The sequence below is a fragment of the Nocardioides ginsengisegetis genome (assembly GCF_014138045.1).
In the GTDB taxonomy this organism is placed as follows: Bacteria; Actinomycetota; Actinomycetes; order Propionibacteriales; family Nocardioidaceae; genus Nocardioides; species Nocardioides ginsengisegetis.
Map to the genome: position 1 here is coordinate 3,565,480 of NZ_JACGXA010000001.1, position 17,009 is coordinate 3,582,488.

General features: G+C 73.3%; 18 protein-coding genes. 8 read left to right on the forward strand and 10 right to left on the reverse strand.

The genetic code is table 11. The features are described 5' to 3' along the window. Window positions 1-12 precede the first annotated feature (12 nt). Complete coding sequence (locus tag FB382_RS17230) at window positions 13-516, reverse strand: hypothetical protein (protein ID WP_220481401.1); 504 nt, start codon at window positions 514-516, stop codon at window positions 13-15. Window positions 517-563: 47 nt separating this feature from the next. Next, window positions 564-2,063 carry an alkaline phosphatase gene (locus FB382_RS17235; RefSeq protein WP_220481402.1) on the reverse strand — a complete coding sequence of 500 codons (1,500 nt, stop codon included), beginning with the start codon at window positions 2,061-2,063 and terminating at the stop codon, window positions 564-566. A 171-nt stretch (window positions 2,064-2,234) separates the two neighbouring features. Here FB382_RS17235 and FB382_RS17240 point away from each other — a divergent pair, with 171 nt between their 5' ends. Continuing rightward, window positions 2,235-3,710, forward strand: a complete 1,476-nt coding sequence (locus FB382_RS17240) for a flavin-containing monooxygenase (protein WP_182540931.1) — start codon at window positions 2,235-2,237, stop codon at window positions 3,708-3,710. 17 nt (window positions 3,711-3,727) lie between these two features. Here FB382_RS17240 and FB382_RS17245 read toward each other — a convergent pair whose 3' ends face one another. Next, on the reverse strand, window positions 3,728-4,363 hold the full coding sequence (locus FB382_RS17245; protein ID WP_182540932.1) for an MBL fold metallo-hydrolase: 636 nt from the start codon (window positions 4,361-4,363) through the stop codon (window positions 3,728-3,730). Between the two features lie 55 nt (window positions 4,364-4,418). On the opposite strand from FB382_RS17245, the gene FB382_RS17250 reads away from it, so the two are divergent. Genes FB382_RS17250 through FB382_RS17260 form a run of 3 tightly spaced genes read left to right on the forward strand, consistent with a single transcriptional unit; the run spans window position 4,419 to window position 6,372 of the window. Continuing rightward, window positions 4,419-5,027: a LysE family transporter gene (locus tag FB382_RS17250; RefSeq protein ID WP_182540933.1), complete on the forward strand. Its 609-nt coding sequence runs from the start codon at window positions 4,419-4,421 to the stop codon at window positions 5,025-5,027. Continuing rightward, window positions 5,024-5,539 (forward strand): GNAT family N-acetyltransferase, encoded by a 516-nt coding sequence (locus FB382_RS17255; protein WP_182540934.1) that lies wholly within the window; start codon window positions 5,024-5,026, stop codon window positions 5,537-5,539. The genes FB382_RS17250 and FB382_RS17255 overlap by 4 nt, the downstream gene beginning before the upstream one ends. Before the next feature lie 14 nt (window positions 5,540-5,553). Beyond that, window positions 5,554-6,372 (forward strand): NAD(P)H-binding protein, encoded by an 819-nt coding sequence (locus tag FB382_RS17260; protein ID WP_246377231.1) that lies wholly within the window; start codon window positions 5,554-5,556, stop codon window positions 6,370-6,372. On the opposite strand, the gene FB382_RS17265 is transcribed toward FB382_RS17260, so the two are convergent. The 6 genes from FB382_RS17265 to FB382_RS17290 form a co-directional block, all read right to left on the reverse strand. Continuing rightward, a complete protein-coding gene (locus tag FB382_RS17265; protein WP_182540936.1) occupies window positions 6,369-7,538 on the reverse strand; it encodes a glycoside hydrolase family 3 N-terminal domain-containing protein in 1,170 nt (389 codons plus the stop codon). The genes FB382_RS17260 and FB382_RS17265 overlap by 4 nt on opposite strands. Before the next feature lie 70 nt (window positions 7,539-7,608). Continuing rightward, window positions 7,609-9,477 carry a Na+/H+ antiporter gene (locus FB382_RS17270; RefSeq protein WP_182540937.1) on the reverse strand — a complete coding sequence of 623 codons (1,869 nt, stop codon included), beginning with the start codon at window positions 9,475-9,477 and terminating at the stop codon, window positions 7,609-7,611. Between the two features lie 46 nt (window positions 9,478-9,523). Continuing rightward, window positions 9,524-10,456: a helix-turn-helix domain-containing protein gene (locus FB382_RS17275; protein ID WP_182540938.1), complete on the reverse strand. Its 933-nt coding sequence runs from the start codon at window positions 10,454-10,456 to the stop codon at window positions 9,524-9,526. 63 nt (window positions 10,457-10,519) lie between these two features. Next, the gene (gene menD, locus FB382_RS17280) at window positions 10,520-12,115 is read right to left on the reverse strand and encodes a 2-succinyl-5-enolpyruvyl-6-hydroxy-3-cyclohexene-1-carboxylic-acid synthase (RefSeq protein ID WP_182540939.1); all 1,596 of its coding nucleotides are present in this window, start codon (window positions 12,113-12,115) and stop codon (window positions 10,520-10,522) included. Next, a complete protein-coding gene (locus tag FB382_RS17285; protein ID WP_182540940.1) occupies window positions 12,112-13,074 on the reverse strand; it encodes an o-succinylbenzoate synthase in 963 nt (320 codons plus the stop codon). The genes menD and FB382_RS17285 overlap by 4 nt, the downstream gene beginning before the upstream one ends. Continuing rightward, complete coding sequence (locus FB382_RS17290) at window positions 13,071-14,093, reverse strand: AMP-binding protein (RefSeq protein ID WP_182540941.1); 1,023 nt, start codon at window positions 14,091-14,093, stop codon at window positions 13,071-13,073. Before FB382_RS17290 ends, FB382_RS17285 begins: the two co-directional genes overlap by 4 nt. A gap of 38 nt (window positions 14,094-14,131) precedes the next feature. On the opposite strand from FB382_RS17290, the gene FB382_RS17295 reads away from it, so the two are divergent. Genes FB382_RS17295 through FB382_RS22625 form a run of 3 tightly spaced genes read left to right on the forward strand, consistent with a single transcriptional unit; the run spans window position 14,132 to window position 16,428 of the window. Then, window positions 14,132-15,376 carry an MFS transporter gene (locus FB382_RS17295; protein WP_182540942.1) on the forward strand — a complete coding sequence of 415 codons (1,245 nt, stop codon included), beginning with the start codon at window positions 14,132-14,134 and terminating at the stop codon, window positions 15,374-15,376. A gap of 8 nt (window positions 15,377-15,384) precedes the next feature. After that, the gene (locus FB382_RS17300; protein WP_182540943.1) at window positions 15,385-16,260 is read left to right on the forward strand and encodes a 1,4-dihydroxy-2-naphthoate polyprenyltransferase; all 876 of its coding nucleotides are present in this window, start codon (window positions 15,385-15,387) and stop codon (window positions 16,258-16,260) included. Between the two features lie 36 nt (window positions 16,261-16,296). Next, entirely contained in the window at window positions 16,297-16,428 is a 132-nt protein-coding gene (locus FB382_RS22625) for a hypothetical protein (protein ID WP_260430708.1), read from the forward strand. Between the two features lie 19 nt (window positions 16,429-16,447). Here FB382_RS22625 and FB382_RS17305 read toward each other — a convergent pair whose 3' ends face one another. After that, on the reverse strand, window positions 16,448-16,717 hold the full coding sequence (locus FB382_RS17305; protein ID WP_182540944.1) for a DUF4229 domain-containing protein: 270 nt from the start codon (window positions 16,715-16,717) through the stop codon (window positions 16,448-16,450). A gap of 44 nt (window positions 16,718-16,761) precedes the next feature. Between FB382_RS17305 and FB382_RS17310 the strand changes: the two genes are divergently transcribed. Beyond that, the gene (locus tag FB382_RS17310) at window positions 16,762-16,962 is read left to right on the forward strand and encodes a hypothetical protein (RefSeq protein WP_182541639.1); all 201 of its coding nucleotides are present in this window, start codon (window positions 16,762-16,764) and stop codon (window positions 16,960-16,962) included. Window positions 16,963-17,009 lie beyond the last annotated feature (47 nt).

Below are 17,009 nucleotides of genomic sequence, written 5' to 3' on the forward strand. Positions count from 1 at the left end.
CTGCGAGTCCGGCTACTCGTTGACCAGGACGGGCACGCCGACCACGGCGGCGGAGACCCGGTCGCGGAAGCGCGCCGGCGCGGTGATCACGAAGGACTCCACCTCCGACGGCGGCCCGGTGTGCTGCTTCTCCTCGGTCTGGTGGTGCACGAAGCGCCCGGTGCCCAGGAAGTGGCCGCGGGCGTCGTAGAAGCCCGCCAGCACCTGCAGCTCGAGCAGGTCGCTCACGTCGCTGGTGATGTGCAGCGACCCGCTGACCACCCCGCCGCGCACGCGCAGCGGGCCGAGGTCGAAGCGGTCGTCGAACGGACCGGCCACGGTGCCGACCGTCCCGGGTCGGGGGTCGGCCGAGCGGAGCCCGGCGAGCTGCGGCTCGCCGCTGGCGGCGACCAGCCCGGGGAACGACGTCCGGGCGGCCGATGCCGGGTCGGGCGGCCGGGTCGCGGCCGCCGAGGCCCCCGCGTCACTGTCGGACCGGGTCCAGGTGACGACGCCACCCGCGACGACGCCGACCACCGCGGCACAGAGCGCCGCGGTGGTCGCCGTACGTCGAGACGTTGCGCTCAGGACGTCAGTCCCAGCGCGCGACCCACGATGGTGAACAGGCGGGTGTTGTCGATGCTCTTGCCACCGAGCTTCTGGGAGCCGGGGCCGAAGGCGAAGAGCGGCACGTCGGCGCCCGTGTGGTTGCCCGACAGGTAGGTCAGCCACAGGCTGGCCTCCGGCGACCCGTCCTGGACACCCGCCGCGTCGTCGGGGGTGCGGAACGTCGCCGGCGCGAAGTTCTTCGGGTCGGCCGATCCCGCGCCGTTGATGATGCCCGTCGACCGCGTCGCGTCCTTCGCGCCGCTGGAGCTGCGCGACGGCGTGGAGTTGTTCGCGGTGTTGCCCGAGTCGGTGTTCGCCGGCGGGGCGACGGCCTCGGCGTTGGTGTAGCTGCCCTTCTCGATGATGTTGAAGCCCGCGCACTCGTGGTCGGCGGTCACGATCACCAGGGTGTGGCCGTCGGCGGCGGCGAAGTCCCGGGCCACCTTGACCGCGTCGTCGAACGCCTTGGTCTCCTCGAGCGTCTGCGCGGCGTCGTTGGCGTGCGAGCGCTTGTCGATGAGCGCACCCTCGACCTGCAGGTAGAAGCCCTTCTTGCCGCTCTTGAGCAGGCTGATGGCCTTGGTGGTCATCTCGGCCAGCGAGGGCTCCTCGGCCTGGACCGAGGTGGGGTTCTCGCGCTTGTACTTCTCGATCGTCAGGTTGCCCTTGTTGAACAGGCCGAAGACCTTGCGGCCGGACGCCCCGGCGAGGTCGTCGCCGGTCGCGACGGTCTGGCTCGCGGGCGAGCCGAGGACCGAGTAGCCGTGGGCCTTGAGTGCGTCCTCGTCGGCCGCGTCGAAGCGCGAGAGGCCGCCGCCGAGGATCACGTCGGCGGTGTTGTTGCGCGCGATCTGGTCGGCGATCGGCGTGACCCGCACGTCGGTGGTCGGCAGCTCGGCGCCGCCGGTGACGGCGGTGTTCTGGCAGGCCGCCGCGGAGTACGACGGGCCCTGGCAGCCCCGCATCAGCGCGTGGCTGAACTGGCCGGCCGGGGTCGCGTCGGTGATCTCGGCGGTGGACACGTTGCCGGTCCGCAGGCCTGCCTGGTGGGCCAGCTCCATGACGGTGGGGACGACGTTGCCCTTGGCGTCGACGCCCAGCGCGCCGTTGTAGCTCTTCACGCCCGAGGACCAGGCGGTCGCCGACGCGGCCGAGTCGGTGACGAGGTTGGGCGCGAAGTCGGCGTCCCCCTTCTGGCCCGAGTTGGGCTCGACGGCGTACGTCGAGACCTGGCCGACGGCGGGGAAGCGCTCCATGTTGAGGCGACCGGAGGCGCCGTAGTAACGCTCGCGGGCGGCGGTGACGTGGGTGCGGCCCATGCCGTCGCCGAGGAGGTAGATGACGTTCCTGATCTCGCGGGGCGGCTGGGCCGCCGCGGTGGCGGAGGTGGCGCCGGACACGGCGACCGAGCCGGCGATGCCGGACACGAGCATCAGGCCGGCGAGCGCGGCGGTGCCGCGGGTGCGGGTGCGCATGAGGGGGCCCTTTCGGGGGGAGGTGGAGCGGCGCCCGTCTGCGCCGCGAGCGCGACGCTAGGGGCGGTGGCCGAAGCGTCACCTCGTCCCAGCCGTCGCGGCACCGTCTGTCAGGTGAACAGCAGGTTCCGACCCCTTGCCAACGCGCCTATTGAACGATATTCATTAGCAATGACCCATCAGGCAGTCATCGTCGGCGCCGGCTTCGGCGGCATGGGCGCGGCCATCCAGCTCAAGCGCCTGGGCATCGACGACTTCGTGGTCCTCGAGCGCGAGGACGACCTCGGCGGGACGTGGCACGTCAACCGCTACCCCGGCCTGGCCGTCGACATCGCGAGCGTCACCTACTCCTACTCCTTCGAGCCCAACCCCTGGTGGTCGCACTGGTACGCCCGCGGCCCCGAGCTCAAGCAGTACGCCGTGCACGTCGCCGACCGCTACGACCTGCGCCGGCACATGCGCTTCGGGCAGGTCGTCGAGGGCGCAACCTGGGACGAGGCCGCCCAGGAGTGGGAGGTCCGGGTTGCCGGCGCCGAGCCGGTCCGGGGCCGCTACCTGATCACGGCCACCGGCTTCCTCTCCCAGCCCCGGATGCCCGACATCAAGGGCGTCCACGACTTCGCCGGGACGGTCCTGCACACGGCGAGGTGGGACGAGGCCGCCGACCTCGACGGCAAGCGGGTCGCGGTCATCGGCACCGGCGCCACCGCCGTCCAGCTGATCCCCGAGCTGGCCCGGAGGGCCGCCCACCTGACCGTCTTCCAGCGCACCCCGATCTGGGTCACGCCCAAGATGGACCGGGAGATGCCGCGGGCCGTGCAGCGGCTCTTCGCCCGGGTCCCCGCCACCCAGCGCGCCGCCCGCAAGGTCAACACCAGCGTGCTCGAGCTCGTCATGGTCGCCGCCGTCCTGCACTACCGGCAGTGGAACCTGCTCAACCGCGGGGCCGCCGCGATCGCGAAGCGGCACCTGGCCAGGCAGGTGGCCGACCCCGAGCTCCGCGCGAGGCTCACGCCCGACTACTCCTTCGGCTGCAAGCGGCCGACGTTCTCCAACGACTACTACCCGGCGTTCACCGAGCCGCACGTCGACCTCGAGACGAGCTCGATCCAGCGGATCACGCCGACCGGGATCGTCACCGCGGACGGCCGGGAGACGGAGGTCGACGTACTCGTCCTGGCGACGGGCTTCGACATGTGGGACGCCAACTTCCCCGCGATCAGCGTCGTCGGGCGGGGCGGCAAGGACCTCGGCGCCTGGTGGCGCGCGACCCGCTTCCAGGCCTACCAGGGGATCGCCGTGCCGGGCTTCCCCAACTTCCTGAGCCTCGCCTCGCCCTACTCCTACTCGGGTCTCTCCTACTTCACGACCATCGAGGGCCAGATGAAGCACATGGACCGGCTGCTCTCGGAGGTGGCGCGGCGCGGGGCGAGCAGCTTCGAGGTCCGCGACCCGGCCAACGAGGAGTTCCTCGGCTGGGTCACCGAGCGGCTGGAGGACTCGGTCTTCTCACTCGGCCAGTGCGCGACCGCGCGCAGCTACTACTTCAACCAGCACGGCGAGGCCGCGCTGCTGCGGCCGAGCTCGACCATCAACACGCACCGCGAGGCGGCGAGCTTCCCGGTCGACGACTACGAGTACGCCTGACCCCTTCGGGTCGGGGGTCACAGGTCGGCGCCGTCGGCGAGGCGCACGTAGGACAGCCCCTCCTTCGGCAGGAACACGTTCATGTGGCCGTCGACGATGCCGAGGCCGGCCTCGCTGTAGACCCGGTCGTGGATCGCGAGGTTCCGCGGTGCCTTCACGGCGCGGGCGAACTCGATCGCCTCCGACGCCCGCATCCACGGCGCCGAGACCGGCACGAGGAGCACGTCGACCGCCTCGCCGGGCGGCGTGAGCGCGTCGCCGGGGTGGAAGACCTTCTCCTCACCGGCGGTCAGGACGTAGCCGGAGTTGTGGAAGCGGGGGAACTCCGGGTGGATCACGGCGTGCAGCTCGCCGACCGCCCGGGCCGGGATGCCGGGGTAGAAGGACTCCCCCGGCGCGACCACGGTGGTGCGCTCGAAGACGTCGGGGGCGTCCTCGCGGATCCGCGCGGCCACGGCGTCGATCGTGAAGACGGGCGCGTCGGTGCGGCGGAGGTGGTCGGGCAGGTAGTGGTCCGGGTGCTCGTGGGTGATCAGCACCGCGTCGGCACCGTCGACGGCCTCCGGGTCGGTGAAGACCCCGGGGTCCAGGACGACGGTGCGCCCGTCGTGCTCGATCCGGACGCACGCGTGACCGAACTTCGTGATCCTCATGGGCCCCACGCTAATCCGCTGGCCGTGAGGGACGTGCCCCCGCCAGAATCCGGGGGTGCTCGAGGTGGTCGTCTCCGGTCTCGTCACCGGCTGGGCGATCGCGATCCCGATCGGCGCGGTCGGGGCGTTCCTCGTGGCGCTCACGGCCAGGACGTCGTTCCGGGTCGGCGCCTGCGCGGCCCTCGGGATCGCCACCGTCGACGGGGTGTACGCCGCCCTGGCCGTCGTGGCCGGCGCCGCCCTGTCGACGCTGCTGGAGCCCGTGGCCACGCCGCTCCGGATCGTCTCGGGCGTCGTACTGCTGGTCATCGCGGCCCTCACCGCGGCCCACGCGATCGCGACCCAGGGCCGTCCGCGGGCGGCCTCCCCGGTGGGGGCGCTGCGCGCCTACGCGATGTTCGTCGGCATCACCGCGGTCAACCCGGCCACCGTCGTCTACTTCGCCGCGGTCGTGCTCGGCAACCGACACCTCGTCTCCTCGGCTCTCGAAGGCTGCGTCTTCGTGCTCGCGGCCTTCGTGGCCTCCGCCTCCTGGCAGCTCGCCCTCGCGGGCGGCGGTGCGGCCCTCGGACGCGTCGCGACCGGGCAGCGCGGGCACCTCGTCACCGGACTGGTCTCCGCGGTGGTCATCGCCGGACTGGCCGTTCATACGATGCTGCCATGAGCACGCCCGACACCCTGACGATCCGCCTCGCGGTCCCCGACGACGCCGAGGCACTGACCCACCTGCACCTGGACTGCTGGGACGACGCCTACACCGGGCTGATCCCGCAGGGGGTGCTCGACGAGCGCCGCGCGAACGTCGCCCAGCGGGTCGACAAGTGGCGCGGCATCCTCGGGCAGAGCACCAACACCATGGTCGCGGAGACGACCGAGGGGCTGGTCGGCTTCGTCTCCTCGGGGCCGGTCCGCGACGAGGATCGCACCGGCCTCGAGCTGTGGGCGCTCTACGCCCGGGCCGAGGTGTGGGGCACCGGCGTCGGGCACGCCCTGCTGGTGGCCTCGATCGGCGACGCCCCCGCGAGCCTGTGGGTGCTGGAGGGGAATGACCGCGCGATCGGTTTCTACGAGCGCCAGGGCTTCCGCCGCGACGGGCACACCGAGCTCGAGCGCGAGGGCCTGCACGCCCGGATGGTGCGGAATCAGGTCGCGCCGTCCGCCGTTGACCCCGCATGACCGCTGGTTCAAGCTTGGCCCTCACCGGATCCACCGGAGCCCTGGGTGGCCTCGTCGCCCCCGCGCTCGTCGACCTCGACCCCCTCCTGCTCGTCCGCGACGCGTCCCGCGCCCCCGCCCTCGGGCTGGAGGTCCGCGTCGCCGACTACGCCGACGAGGCCTCGGCCGTGGCGGCACTGCAGGGTGTCGACCTGCTCCTCATGGTCTCCGGCGCCGAGGCGCAGGACCGCCGCGACCAGCACCGCCGGTTCATCCGCGCGGCCGCGACGGCCGGGGTGGGCCACGTCGTCTACACGTCGTTCGCCGGCGCGGCCGCCGACGCGACCTTCACCCTCGGCCGCGATCACCACGACGCCGAGCAGGCGCTGCGCGAGAGCGGCATGCGCTGGACGTTCCTCCGCGACAACTTCTACGCCGACGTGCTGCCCTTCTTCGCCGACCGGAGCGGCGCCATCCGCGGCCCGGCCGGTGAGGGCCGGGTGGCCGCGGTCGCCCGGGCCGACGTGGCGGACGCCGTGGTGGCGGTGCTGCGCGACCCGGCCGCCCACGCGGGAGCGACGTACACGCTGACGGGGCCGGAGGCCCTGACCCTGGCCGAGGTCGCCACCCGCGCGGGTGCCGTGCTCGGCCGCGACCTGCGGTTCGAGGACGAGACGGTCGAGGAGGCCTACGCGTCGCGACGGGCGGCGTACGACGCCGAGGACTGGCAGCTCGACGCCTGGGTGAGCACCTACACCGCGATCCGGGACGGCTCGGTCGCCGAGGTGACCGACGACGTACGCCGGCTGACGGGTCACTCCGCCCGGTCGCTGGAGGACGCGCTCCGGGGTTAGCGACCCAGGAGGCCCTGGTCGTCCTTGGCCTCCAGGACGCGCAGCGCAGCGCTGTCCACGCGGGTGCGGAAGCGCTTGCTGGTGCGCGCCCGCTCGAGCACGGCGTGCACCATCGCCGGGACGACGCGCGGGCTGACGGTGAGGACGAGGTCGCCGCCGGCGTGCAGGAACTTCACGGCCCTGGCCCCGGGTGACCAGCGCGCGACCTGCCGGGCGTTGGCGAGGTCGTCGGAGACCACGACGCCGTCGAAGCCGAGGTCCGAGCGGAGCATCGTGCGGATCACGAAGCCGGAGAACGCGGCCGGGTGGTGCCGGTCGAGGCGGGCGTAGACGGCCGAGGACATCATCACGAAGGGCACCCCGGCAGTGACGGCGTGCTGGAAGGGCTCGAGGTAGGGGTCGTGCCGGCGCGTCACCCGGTCGACCACGCGGGCGGTCGTGTCGGTGTTGCCGCGGACCCGGCCCAGGCCGGGGAAGTGCTTGACCGTCGGGGCGATCCCGTGGGTGGCCATGCCGCGCGCGAACGCCAGCCCGTGCCGCGACACCCGGACAGGCGTGTAGCCGAACTCCCGGTCGAAGCGCCCGATCGGCTCGTTGAGTGCGGCCGCGCGCGGGCCGGGGACGGTGTCGAGGACGGGCGCGAGGTTCATGTTCACGCCGCTGGTGCGCAACTGGCGCCCCCAGCGGCCGGCCGCGTCGCGCAGGTGGGCCAGGCCCCAGCCGCCCTGACCCAGGGCGGTCGGCATCTCGTCCAGCCCGGGCCCGTGCAGCACCTGCACCTGGCCGCCCTCCTGGTCGGTGGCCACGAGCAGCCGGGCGCCGGAGGTGGCCGCCCAGGTGGCCCGCGACTCGAGGGCGTGGACGACGCGCGCCGTACCCCGGGTGCCGGCGTAGCTGCGTCCGGTCAGCATCACGCTGCCGACGTGCAGCCGCCCGATCTGGCGGCGGGTAGCGGCGTCGACCGAGGTGGCCGGGCTGCCGACCATGAAGAGCTGGCCGACCCGCTGCGGTAGCGTCATCCGGTGCAGGACTCGCTCGGCGCGGGTGCGCTCGGGGGCCGAGGGCTGCTGGCCGGCGTCGGCGGGAGGTGCGGTGAGGACTGCGGCGGCGAGGAGGAAGGCGGTGAGGAGGCGAACGAGAGCAGGGCGGGAGGAGGTCGTCAGCAAGACCGGTGGCTCCTGGGGGATACGGCGGGGGGCCGCACGACCCTAACGGAGGGCCCGTTCGACGCTGCGGTCAGGCCGTCAGGTGGTGCACGTAGCACCAGCGCCAGTCCTCGCCCGGCTCGGCGGACTGCATGACGGCGTGCGTGGACTCGCGGAAGTGGGCGCTCGCGTGCTGGCGCGGCGAGGAGTCGCAGCAGGCGACGTTGCCGCAGTCGAGGCACTGGCGCAGGGCGACCCAGCGGGTGCCGTCCTCGACACAGGCCTGGCACACGCCGACGTCCGACGTCTCGACGGCCGGGTGGTGCTCGAGGTCGGCGCACTGCTCGCCCCGGCGGGCCCGGGTCGTGGCGGTGCTCGCACGCAGCTCCTCGCGTTCCTGGGTCGCCACGTCCAGCATCGACTCCTCGACGTCGAGCATCGTGAGCACCTCCGAGACAACCTCGGAGGCGACCCGCCCGGAGCTGCGGATCTCCAGCACCCGCTTGCGCTCCGCGTCGATCATCGCCAGCCGGATCCGGGCGTAGAGGTCGCTCGGCGCCTCCTCGTCGGCGGTGGTGCCGAGTCGCTCCCAGGCCGCATAGTTGCGCTGGTCGATGCGCTGGCGGATCAGGTCGCAGATGCCGTGCGGGTCCTCGTACTCCATCCGCTCGAGCTCCTCGTAGCCCGCCTTGGACGCCTGCTGGAGCAGGGTGGCCCGGGCCAGGGCGTCGTCCATCGGGTCCGGGGAGGGCACCGCGAGCCGCCGCGCGATGACGGGCAGGGTCAGGCCCTGGACGAAGAGGGTGCCGGCCACGACGGTGAAGGCGACCAGCAGCAGGATCTCGCGGTGCGGGGTGGTGTCGGGGATGACGAACGCCGCGGCCAGCGTCACCACGCCGCGCATCCCGGCCCAGCCGAGGATGAAGGTGAACTGCCACGGCGGGCGGTGGCCGGTGTCCGGGTCGGGCCCCGGCCGGACCAGCAGGTAGCGGGCCAGGAACACCCACACCATCCGCAGCACGACCACCCCGGCCAGCGTCGCTGCGCAGACGCCGACGATGCGCCCGGTCGACAGGCTGCTGTCGCCGACGTCGCGGAAGAGCCACTGGGCCTGGAGCCCGATGAGCAGGAAGACGGTGTTTTCCAGGACGTAGGCGATCGTGCGCCAGTTCATCCGCTCCGCGATCCGCGACTGCGCGGTCTGGATGATCGGCGCCTTGTGCCCCAACAGCAGGCCGGCGACGACGACGGCGATGACGCCGGAGGCGTGCGCCTCCTCGGCCAGGATGTAGGACGCGAACGGGACCACGAACGAGATCGCGGTGTCCAGCAGCGGGTCGGTGATCCGCTTGCGCAGCCAGGCGACCAGCACGAACGAACCGAAGCCGATCGCGGCCCCGCCCCCGGCGGCCAGCGCGAAGTCCGCACCCACCCGCCACATCACGACCCCGCTGCCCGTCGCGGCGATCGCCGTACGGAGGGCGACGAGGGCGGTGGCGTCGTTGAGCAGCGACTCGCCCTCGAGGATCGTCACGATCCGGCGGGGCAGCCCGATCCGGCGGGCGATGGCCGTGGCGGCGACGGCGTCGGGCGGCGCCACGACCGCGCCGATCGCGAAGGCGACCGGCCACGTGACGCCGGTGAGGGTGACGTGGACGAGGCCGCCGATGCCGAGCGTGGTGAAGACGACGAGGCCGACCGACAGCAGCAGGATCGCGCGCCGGTTGGCGTTGAAGTCGACGAGGCTGGTCTGGATGGCGGTCGCGTAGAGCAGCGGCGGCAGCAGGCCGAGCAGCACCACCTCGGGCTCGAGGTGGACCTCGGGCACGCCCGGGACGTACGACGCCGCGACCCCCGCCACGATGAGCAGCAGCGGTGCGGGCACATCGATCCGGTCGGCCAGCGCGGTGACGGTGAGGACGCCGACCGCGAGCGCCACCAGCAAGAAGGCGATCTCCACCCGGCCATTGTCACGGACGGACGGTCGGGTGGGCCGGGCCGGCTCGTCAGGCGGGTTGGGCCACCCACAGCATCGGGTCGCCCCACCCGAGCTCCTCGATGCCGTGCCGGCCGAACGCCAGCACGACCAGGGTGCGGCGGTGGGCGGCGAAGGTCAGCACGTGGGCGATCATCCCGCCGTACGTGAAGACCTCCGCCGGCTCGCACAGCACGTCGACGAAGGTGTCGTCGAGGCGGTTGGCCTCGACGACGCCGCGGACGTGGGAGAGGTACGTCGCCCCCTCGGTCGCGAGGCGTTCGCGCATCGAGGACAGCGACTCGTGCTCCTCGACCGACCAGTCGTAGTCGCGGGTGGCCATCGCGGCGTTCCACATGCCCATCTGGCCGATCAGGCGGGACAGCAGGGAGCGGATCGTCTGCTCGTCCTCGTCGACGTTGAGCTCGATGCGCTCGTCGAGCTGCTCGTCGGTGAGTCGCTCGGCCAGCCGCACCATCTCGCCGGTGAGCCAGACGTGGTGTTCGACCATCTTCGTCAGGAGGTCCATGGAAGTCACCTTGTCTCGTGCCGGCAGCCGGAGGCTGCCGGGTGGGTGGAAGTGCACGTCGCTGGGCGCGGCGATCTGGATGTGGCCGGGCTTGCGCCGCCACGTCGCCGGCGCCACGCCGTAGGCCTTGGTGAAAGCACGGGTGAACGCCTCGTGCGAGCCGTAGCCCGCCTCCACCGCGATGTCGAGCAGCGGCGCCCCGGTCGTGATCATCCGGTAGGCCGCCCGCTCCAGCAGGATCCGCCGGCGGAACGACGCCGGCGGCTCGCCCGCCACCGACCGGATCATCCGGTCGAAGTGGAACCGCGAGAAGTGCAGCCGCGCCGCCCACTCCGCGCCCGACGCCGGCCCGCCGTCGGGGTCGTCCAGCGCCTCGGCGAGGTGGTCGACGAAGTCGGCGAACGTGTCGACCTGCGTCTTCGTGGCGGTGCTCATGCACCGATCATGGGTGAGACCGGGCCCGCTGTCTTGATGCTTCTTGCGCAGGCTGCCGGCGGGTCAGGGGCGGAGCGCGCGGATCCGGGCGTCGAGCTCCCGACGGTTGTCGCGGCGGACCCGCACCTCGACGACCTCGATGCCACCGTTCGGCTGGGCCAGGGCGTGCTCGAGCTCGGGCAGCGACTCGACCCTCCAGTGCGGCGTGCGGGTGGCGGCGCAGAGGCCGGCCAGGTCCACGCCGTGCGGGGTGCCGAAGAGGGTGTCGAACCGGTCGGCGTACTGCTCGTCGCCCTGCTCCAGCATCGCGAAGATCGAGCCGCCGTCGTCGTTGACGACCACGACCATGAGGTCCGGGCGCGGCTCGTGCGGCCCGAGCACCAGGCCGTTGGCGTCGTGGAGGAACGTCACGTCGCCCATCAGCGCGATCGTGCGGCTGCTCCTCTCGCGGCCGAGCGCCGCGCCGATCGCGGTCGAGACGACACCGTCGATGCCGGACAGGCCGCGGTTGGCGATCACCTTGCGGCGTGCGCCGACGTCGTAGCGCGGCACCATGAGGTCGAGGTCGCGGATCGGGCTCGAGGCACCCACGACGAGCTGGCCGCCGGCGGGGAGGGCACGGGCGACCGCGCCGGCGACCTCGTACGGCGTCAGGTCGGCCTCGCCCGCGAGCAACGCGTCCAGCTGCCGGGCCACCGACCTGTCGGCCTCGCGCCAGGCGTCCAGCCAGGCTGGGTCGTCGGCCTCGTCGACCTCGATCGACTCCAGGACGGCGTCGACGCGGAACGGCCGCTCGGCCCACACCCCGAGGGCCGGCGCCGCGACCACCTCGACGTCCTCGCGGGCCAGCAGCCGGGAGACCGGGCGGGACAGGGTCGGATGCCCGAGCACCACCACCCGCTCCACCTGCGCCGCCAGGTCGGTGGCCAGCAGCAGCCGGTAGCACCGCAGCGCGTTGTCGCCGGTGCGCGAGCCGCTCGTCGGCTCGGCCAGAAGGGGCCAGTTGGCGCGCTCGGCCAGCACCCGCGCCGGCGGACCGGCGTCGTCACCGGCCACCACGACGGTGCGGGGGCCGATCGGCAGGCGCGCGTCACCGTTCAATTGCTGGGAAAACGACCCGAATCCGCGCCGCGACGGTGTCTTTCCCAGCAATTGCGGGGAAAAGGACGCCCGGTCGTCGGGCACGAGCGGCTCGTCGAGGTGCACGTTGAGGTGGACCAGCCCGTCACCGACGGCGGGCACGGCAGTCCCCGCCGACACCGCGACCGTCGGCACCAGCGGCCCGAAGATCCCGATCTGGTCGGTGGTCTGGTTGGCGTTGGTGCCGCGCAGCCGCTCGGGCCGGTCGGCGGTCACCACGACCAGCCCGACCCCGGCATGCGCCGCCTCGAGGACGGCGGGGTGCAGGTTGGCGACGCCGGTGCCGGACGTGCACATGACGGCGGCGCGCGAGCCGCCCCGGGTCAGGCCCAGGGCCAGGAAGCCGGCCGACCGCTCGTCGATGCGCGTGTGCAGCCGGAGGAGGCCGGCGTCGGCGGCGTCGAAGCAGGCGAAGGACAGCGGGGCGTTGCGCGAGCCCGGCGCGACCACGACCTCGCGGACGCCCGCCTCGACGAGGGCCGTGACGACGGCGCGGGCGAGCTCGGTCGAGGGGTTCACGAGGCGCCATCCTGCCCGAGCGCGGCCCGCCAGGCGCGCACCTCGGCCAGCCGCGCCTCCCAGTGGGCAGCCCGGTCCGGCGTCGCCGCGAGCGCGTCCAGGGACGGGAGCGACACCGACGGCACCCCCACCCGCAGCGCCCCGTCGACCGGCAGCAGGGAGGAGTCCACGACGTCGGACGTCAGCAGTTGGACGGTGGCGAGCCCACAGGCAAACGGCAGCGTCGGCAGTGCGGCCGCCAGCGCCACCCCGGCGGCGATCCCCACCGACGACTCCAGGGCGGACGACACGACGACCGGCAGCCCGATGTCCTCGGCGATCCGCAGGCACGCGCGCACCCCGCCGAGCGGCTGCACCTTGAGCACCGCGATGTCGGCCGCCTCGAGGTCGCGCACCCGGTAGGGGTCGGCGGCGCGGCGGATCGACTCGTCGGCCGCGATGGGTACGTCGACCGCGCGCCGCACCGTCGCGAGCTCCTCGACCGTGGCGCAGGGCTGCTCGACGTACTCCAGGCCGCCCGCCGCCCGGTCCAGCAGCCGGATCGCGGCCACCGCCTCCTCGACCGACCAGCCGCCGTTGGCGTCGACCCGGACCTTCCCGGCCGGACCCAGCGCGGACCGGACCGCCTCGAGTCGCGCGAGGTCGTCGCCCAGCGTCTGCCCGGGCTCGGCCACCTTGACCTTCGCAGTCGTGCAGCCTCCGGCCCGCACGATCGCGTCGGCGCGCTCCGGCCCGACTGCGGGCACGGTCACGTTCACCGGCACCCACGAGCGCAGCGGCTCCGGCCAGTCGCCCGCGGCCGCCTCCTCCGCACAGCGCAGCCAGGGCTCGGCGACGTCGGGCGGGTACTCCAGGAAGGGGCTCCACTCGCCCCAGCCAGCGTCTCCCTGCAGCAAGGCCCCCTCACGCACCGTGATGCCACGGAAGCGCGTCCGCATCGGGATCGAGAAGACCCTCATGCCAGCTCCCGCAGCCGCAGCCGGTCGGTCTTGCCGTTGGCCAGCAGCGGCAGCTCCTCCACGAGCACGAGCGAGCGCGGCGCCCACGAGCGCGGGTGCATCTCGGCCACCCAGTCGCGGGCCTCCTGCAGCGAGAGGTCACCGACCACGAAAGCGACCACACGATGGCCCCACTCCGCGTCCGGCACGCCCAGCACCTCGACGGCCCGCACGGACGGGTGCGCCCGGAGGCGTACGGCGACCGCCGGGGTCGGCACGTTGACGCCCCCGCTGATCACGACGTCGTCGAGCCGGCCCAGCACGTGCAGGCGACCGTCGTCGTCGAGCCGGCCGGCGTCGGAGGTGAGGAACCACCCGTCGACCAGGGTCTCGGCGGTCAGCTCCGGGTCGCCGTCGTACCCGTCGAAGAGGGTGGGCCCGCCGATCCGGATGCGGCCGTCGGGGCCGATCGCGAGGGCGACGCCGTCCAGTGCGTAGCCGTCGTACACGCAGCCTCCGGCGGTCTCGGACGACCCGTAGGTCCCGACGACCCGCACGCCGGCCGCGGCCGCGCGGGCGCGCAGCGACTCCTCGATCGGGCCGCCGCCGAGCAGCACCGTGTGGAACGACCGCAGGGCCGCCGTGTCGGTGTCGTCGTCGAGCATCCGGTGCAGCTGGGTGGGCACCAGCGACACGAAGCCACCACCCCCGACCCGCGCAGCGGCCTCGGCGAACGAGCCGTGCGCCTCCAGCAGCACCGGCTCCTCCCCGGCGACGAGCGAGCGACAGACCACCTGCAGCCCCGCGACGTAGGACGGAGGCAGGGTCAGCAGCCAGCGACCCGACGCCCCCAGCCGGCGCTCGGTGGCCCGCACCGAGGCGAGCACGGCGCGCCGCGACAGCACGACCCGCTTGGGGCGGCCGGTCGACCCGGAGGTCTCGACGACCAGCGGCTCGGGCTCGGTCGTCGCGCCCAGCCAGGCGTCGAGCGCGGCCACGACCGCGGCGCTCGGCCCGCCCACCGGCCGCAGGTATTCCATGCGACGGACGCTAGTCCACGGTGGTTGAATCCCGTGCCGTGCCCACCCTGGTCGACCGCTACCTGCCACCCACTCCGCTGGCGCGGCGGCTGTCCGCCCAGTCGATCCTGTTCGCGGTGGGCGAGGGCTTCTTCCTCACCGGCAGCGCGGTGTTCTTCACCCACGTCGTGGGCCTCTCGGCCGCCCAGGTCGGCCTCGGCCTGACCATCGCCGGGGTCGTCTCCTTCTTCTTCGCAGTGCCGCTCGGCCGCCTCGCCGACCGGGTCGGCCCCAAGAGGATGTGGGCGCTCGGGGCACTTGCCGAGGCGCTGCTCTACCTCGCGTGGCCGTGGATCCACGGCTTCCCGACGTACGTCGCGATGATGATCGTGCTCGAGCTGGTCGGCGGCGCCGGCGGCGCGGGCCGGGGTGCCTACACGCTCGACATCTTCACCCGCGAGGAGCGGGTCCGGTCGCTGGCGTTCATGCGGTCGGCGCTCAACATCGGCTTCACGCTGGGCGCACTGATGGGCGGCCTGGCGCTGGCGACCAACAGCGACACGGTGATCCGGCTGGTGCCGCTCGCCGCGGGCGCGATCCTCGGCCTCAACGCCCTGCTCATCTCGCGGCTCCCCTCCGCGTCCCACGACGAGACCGCGGTGGCGCCCAAGAAGCAGCTGATCACGCCGGGCGCCCTGCGCAACCGTGCGTTCCTCGCGCTCAACGTCTGCGACGGCGTGCTCGGCACCAACCAGGTGCTGCTCAACGTGGTCATCCCGCTCTGGCTGGTCCAGGAGACCGACGCCCCGCGGGTGCTGCTCGCCTGGCTCTTCGGCACCAACACGGTCCTCGCCGTCCTGCTGCAGGTCTCGGCCTCGCGGGGCGCCGAGACGGTGCCCGGCGCGCTGCGGGCGGCCCGGATCAGCGGCGCCTTCTTCGTGCTGTCCTGCCTGGTCGTGCTGGTCACCCACGACACGATCGGCTGGGTCACCATCGTGCTCGTCTGGGCCGGCCACGTGACGGTCACGGGCGCGGAGCTCTTCCAGTCCGCGGCCCACTGGGGCCTGGTGGCCGAGCTGTCCGACCCCGACCGCCGCGGCGAGTACCAGGGCGCGGCGCGGCTCGGCGGCACCCTCGGCTCGGTGTGGGCGCCCGCGGCGTACACGTTCCTCGCCATCGAGTGGGGCACGCCCGGCTGGCTGCTCATCGGCGCCATCGTGGTGGTCGCGGTCATCGGCATCCACCCGGCCGCGCGCGCGGCCGAGCGCTACCTGGAGCGGCACTCCGCGGTCCCGGCTGCTTGAATCCTCCGGTGGCAACACCGAAGCAGTGGCTCGCCGGCGCGCGGCCCCGCACCCTCCCGGCCGCCGTCTCCCCCGTCCTGGCCGGCACCGGCGTCGCGGCGTGCGCCGACGGCGCGGTCTGGTGGAAGGCCCTGCTCGCCCTCGTGGTGAGCCTGGCGCTGCAGGTGGCGGTCAACTACGCCAACGACTACTCCGACGGGATCCGCGGCACCGACGACGAGCGGGTCGGCCCGATGCGGCTGGTCGGCTCGGGTGCCGCCTCCCCGCGGGCCGTGAAGACCGCGGCCTTCCTAGCGTTCGGCGCGGCCGGCGCGGCCGGCCTCGTGCTCGCCGCCACGACCGCCTGGTGGCTGGTCGCCGTCGGCCTGGTGAGTGTGGTCGCCGCCTGGTACTACACCGGCGGCTCGAAGCCCTACGGCTACCTCGGCCTCGGCGAGGTGATGGTGTTCGTCTTCTTCGGCCTGGTCGCGGTCATCGGCACCACCTACGTGCAGACGGAGACGTGGGAGTGGGCGGCGTTGTGGGCGGCGGTCGGCATCGGCGCGCTCGCCTGCGCGATCCTGGTGGTCAACAACCTGCGCGACATCCCCACCGACACCGTGGCCGGCAAGCGCACCCTGGCCGTGCTGCTGGGCGACGCCCGCACCCGTGGGCTCTACGCGTTGCTGGTCCTCGCGGCCGCCGTCGCGGTGGTCGCGGTCGCCTCGACCACGACGTGGTGCGCACTGGTCGGGCTGCTGTTCCTGGCCGTCACGGTCCGGGCGCTGCGGACCGTGCTCGGCGGGGCGACCGGCCCGGGGCTGATCCCGGTGCTGCAGCAGACCGGCCTCGCCGAGCTGCTGTGGGCCGCGCTCGTGGCGGTGGCGCTCGTCGCCTGCCGCTGACGGGCCGCAGGGGCGGGATCGACGTACGCTTCAGGCATGTGGTTCCTGATCGTCGTCGCCCTCGTGGTGGCCGTCGTGGTCGCGTGGCGGATGCGTGTCCCGCTCCTCGCGAAGATCCTCGGCCAGTCCGAGGGTCGCATCAACCGGCAGCTCAACCGCCGCCGCTGAGGCTGCTGCTGGCCCTGCCTCAGACCTGGGGCTCGTCGGCGTCCTCGCGCGCCCGCATCTCCTCGAAGCGGGACGTCGCGCGGCGCGCCCGCTCGTCGACCCGGCGGGCGAACGCCTCTCGCTGCCGGTTGAGCAGGAAGTACGACGCCACCCCGCTCAGCACGAACGAGATGACGATCGCCCAGATGTCGACCTGGTGGAACGCGAGCAGCCAGATGCCGGTGACGAGCGCCGAGCACGCAACGAACAGGGCGATCCTCAAACCGGTGTAAACCACGAACTCCTTCACCCGTTCAGAGTAGGCGGTGACCAGGTGGCGCCTACATTGGAGGGGTGCTGAAGTTCCTGATCGTCGTGATCCTGATCGCGATCGCCGTCTACATGACGACCCGCGTGATCCAGCGCCGCGGGATCATGCCGCCCGCACCCCGCGCCCCGCGCACCCCGCCCCGGCCGTTCGGGCCCGACGACGACCCGGACTTCCTCCGCGACCTCGACCGGCGGCGCAAGCACCCCGAGGACCCCGACGCCTGAGCGGCTCCACCGGGTGCCTCACCGGGCGCCCGGAGCCCCCGCCGCTT

Excerpts from the sequence above, each read along its gene's own strand:
- FB382_RS17235 (WP_220481402.1), bottom strand. The coding sequence starts at position 2,063 with ATGCGCACCCGCACCCGCGGCACCGCCGCGCTCGCCGGCCTGATGCTC.
- FB382_RS17240 (WP_182540931.1), top strand. The coding sequence starts at position 2,235 with ATGACCCATCAGGCAGTCATCGTCGGCGCCGGCTTCGGCGGCATGGGC.
- FB382_RS17245 (WP_182540932.1), bottom strand. The coding sequence starts at position 4,363 with ATGAGGATCACGAAGTTCGGTCACGCGTGCGTCCGGATCGAGCACGAC.
- FB382_RS17255 (WP_182540934.1), top strand. The coding sequence starts at position 5,024 with ATGAGCACGCCCGACACCCTGACGATCCGCCTCGCGGTCCCCGACGAC.
- FB382_RS17275 (WP_182540938.1), bottom strand. The coding sequence starts at position 10,456 with ATGAGCACCGCCACGAAGACGCAGGTCGACACGTTCGCCGACTTCGTC.
- FB382_RS17285 (WP_182540940.1), bottom strand. The coding sequence starts at position 13,074 with ATGAGGGTCTTCTCGATCCCGATGCGGACGCGCTTCCGTGGCATCACG.
- FB382_RS17290 (WP_182540941.1), bottom strand. The coding sequence starts at position 14,093 with ATGGAATACCTGCGGCCGGTGGGCGGGCCGAGCGCCGCGGTCGTGGCC.
- FB382_RS22625 (WP_260430708.1), top strand. The coding sequence starts at position 16,297 with ATGTGGTTCCTGATCGTCGTCGCCCTCGTGGTGGCCGTCGTGGTCGCG.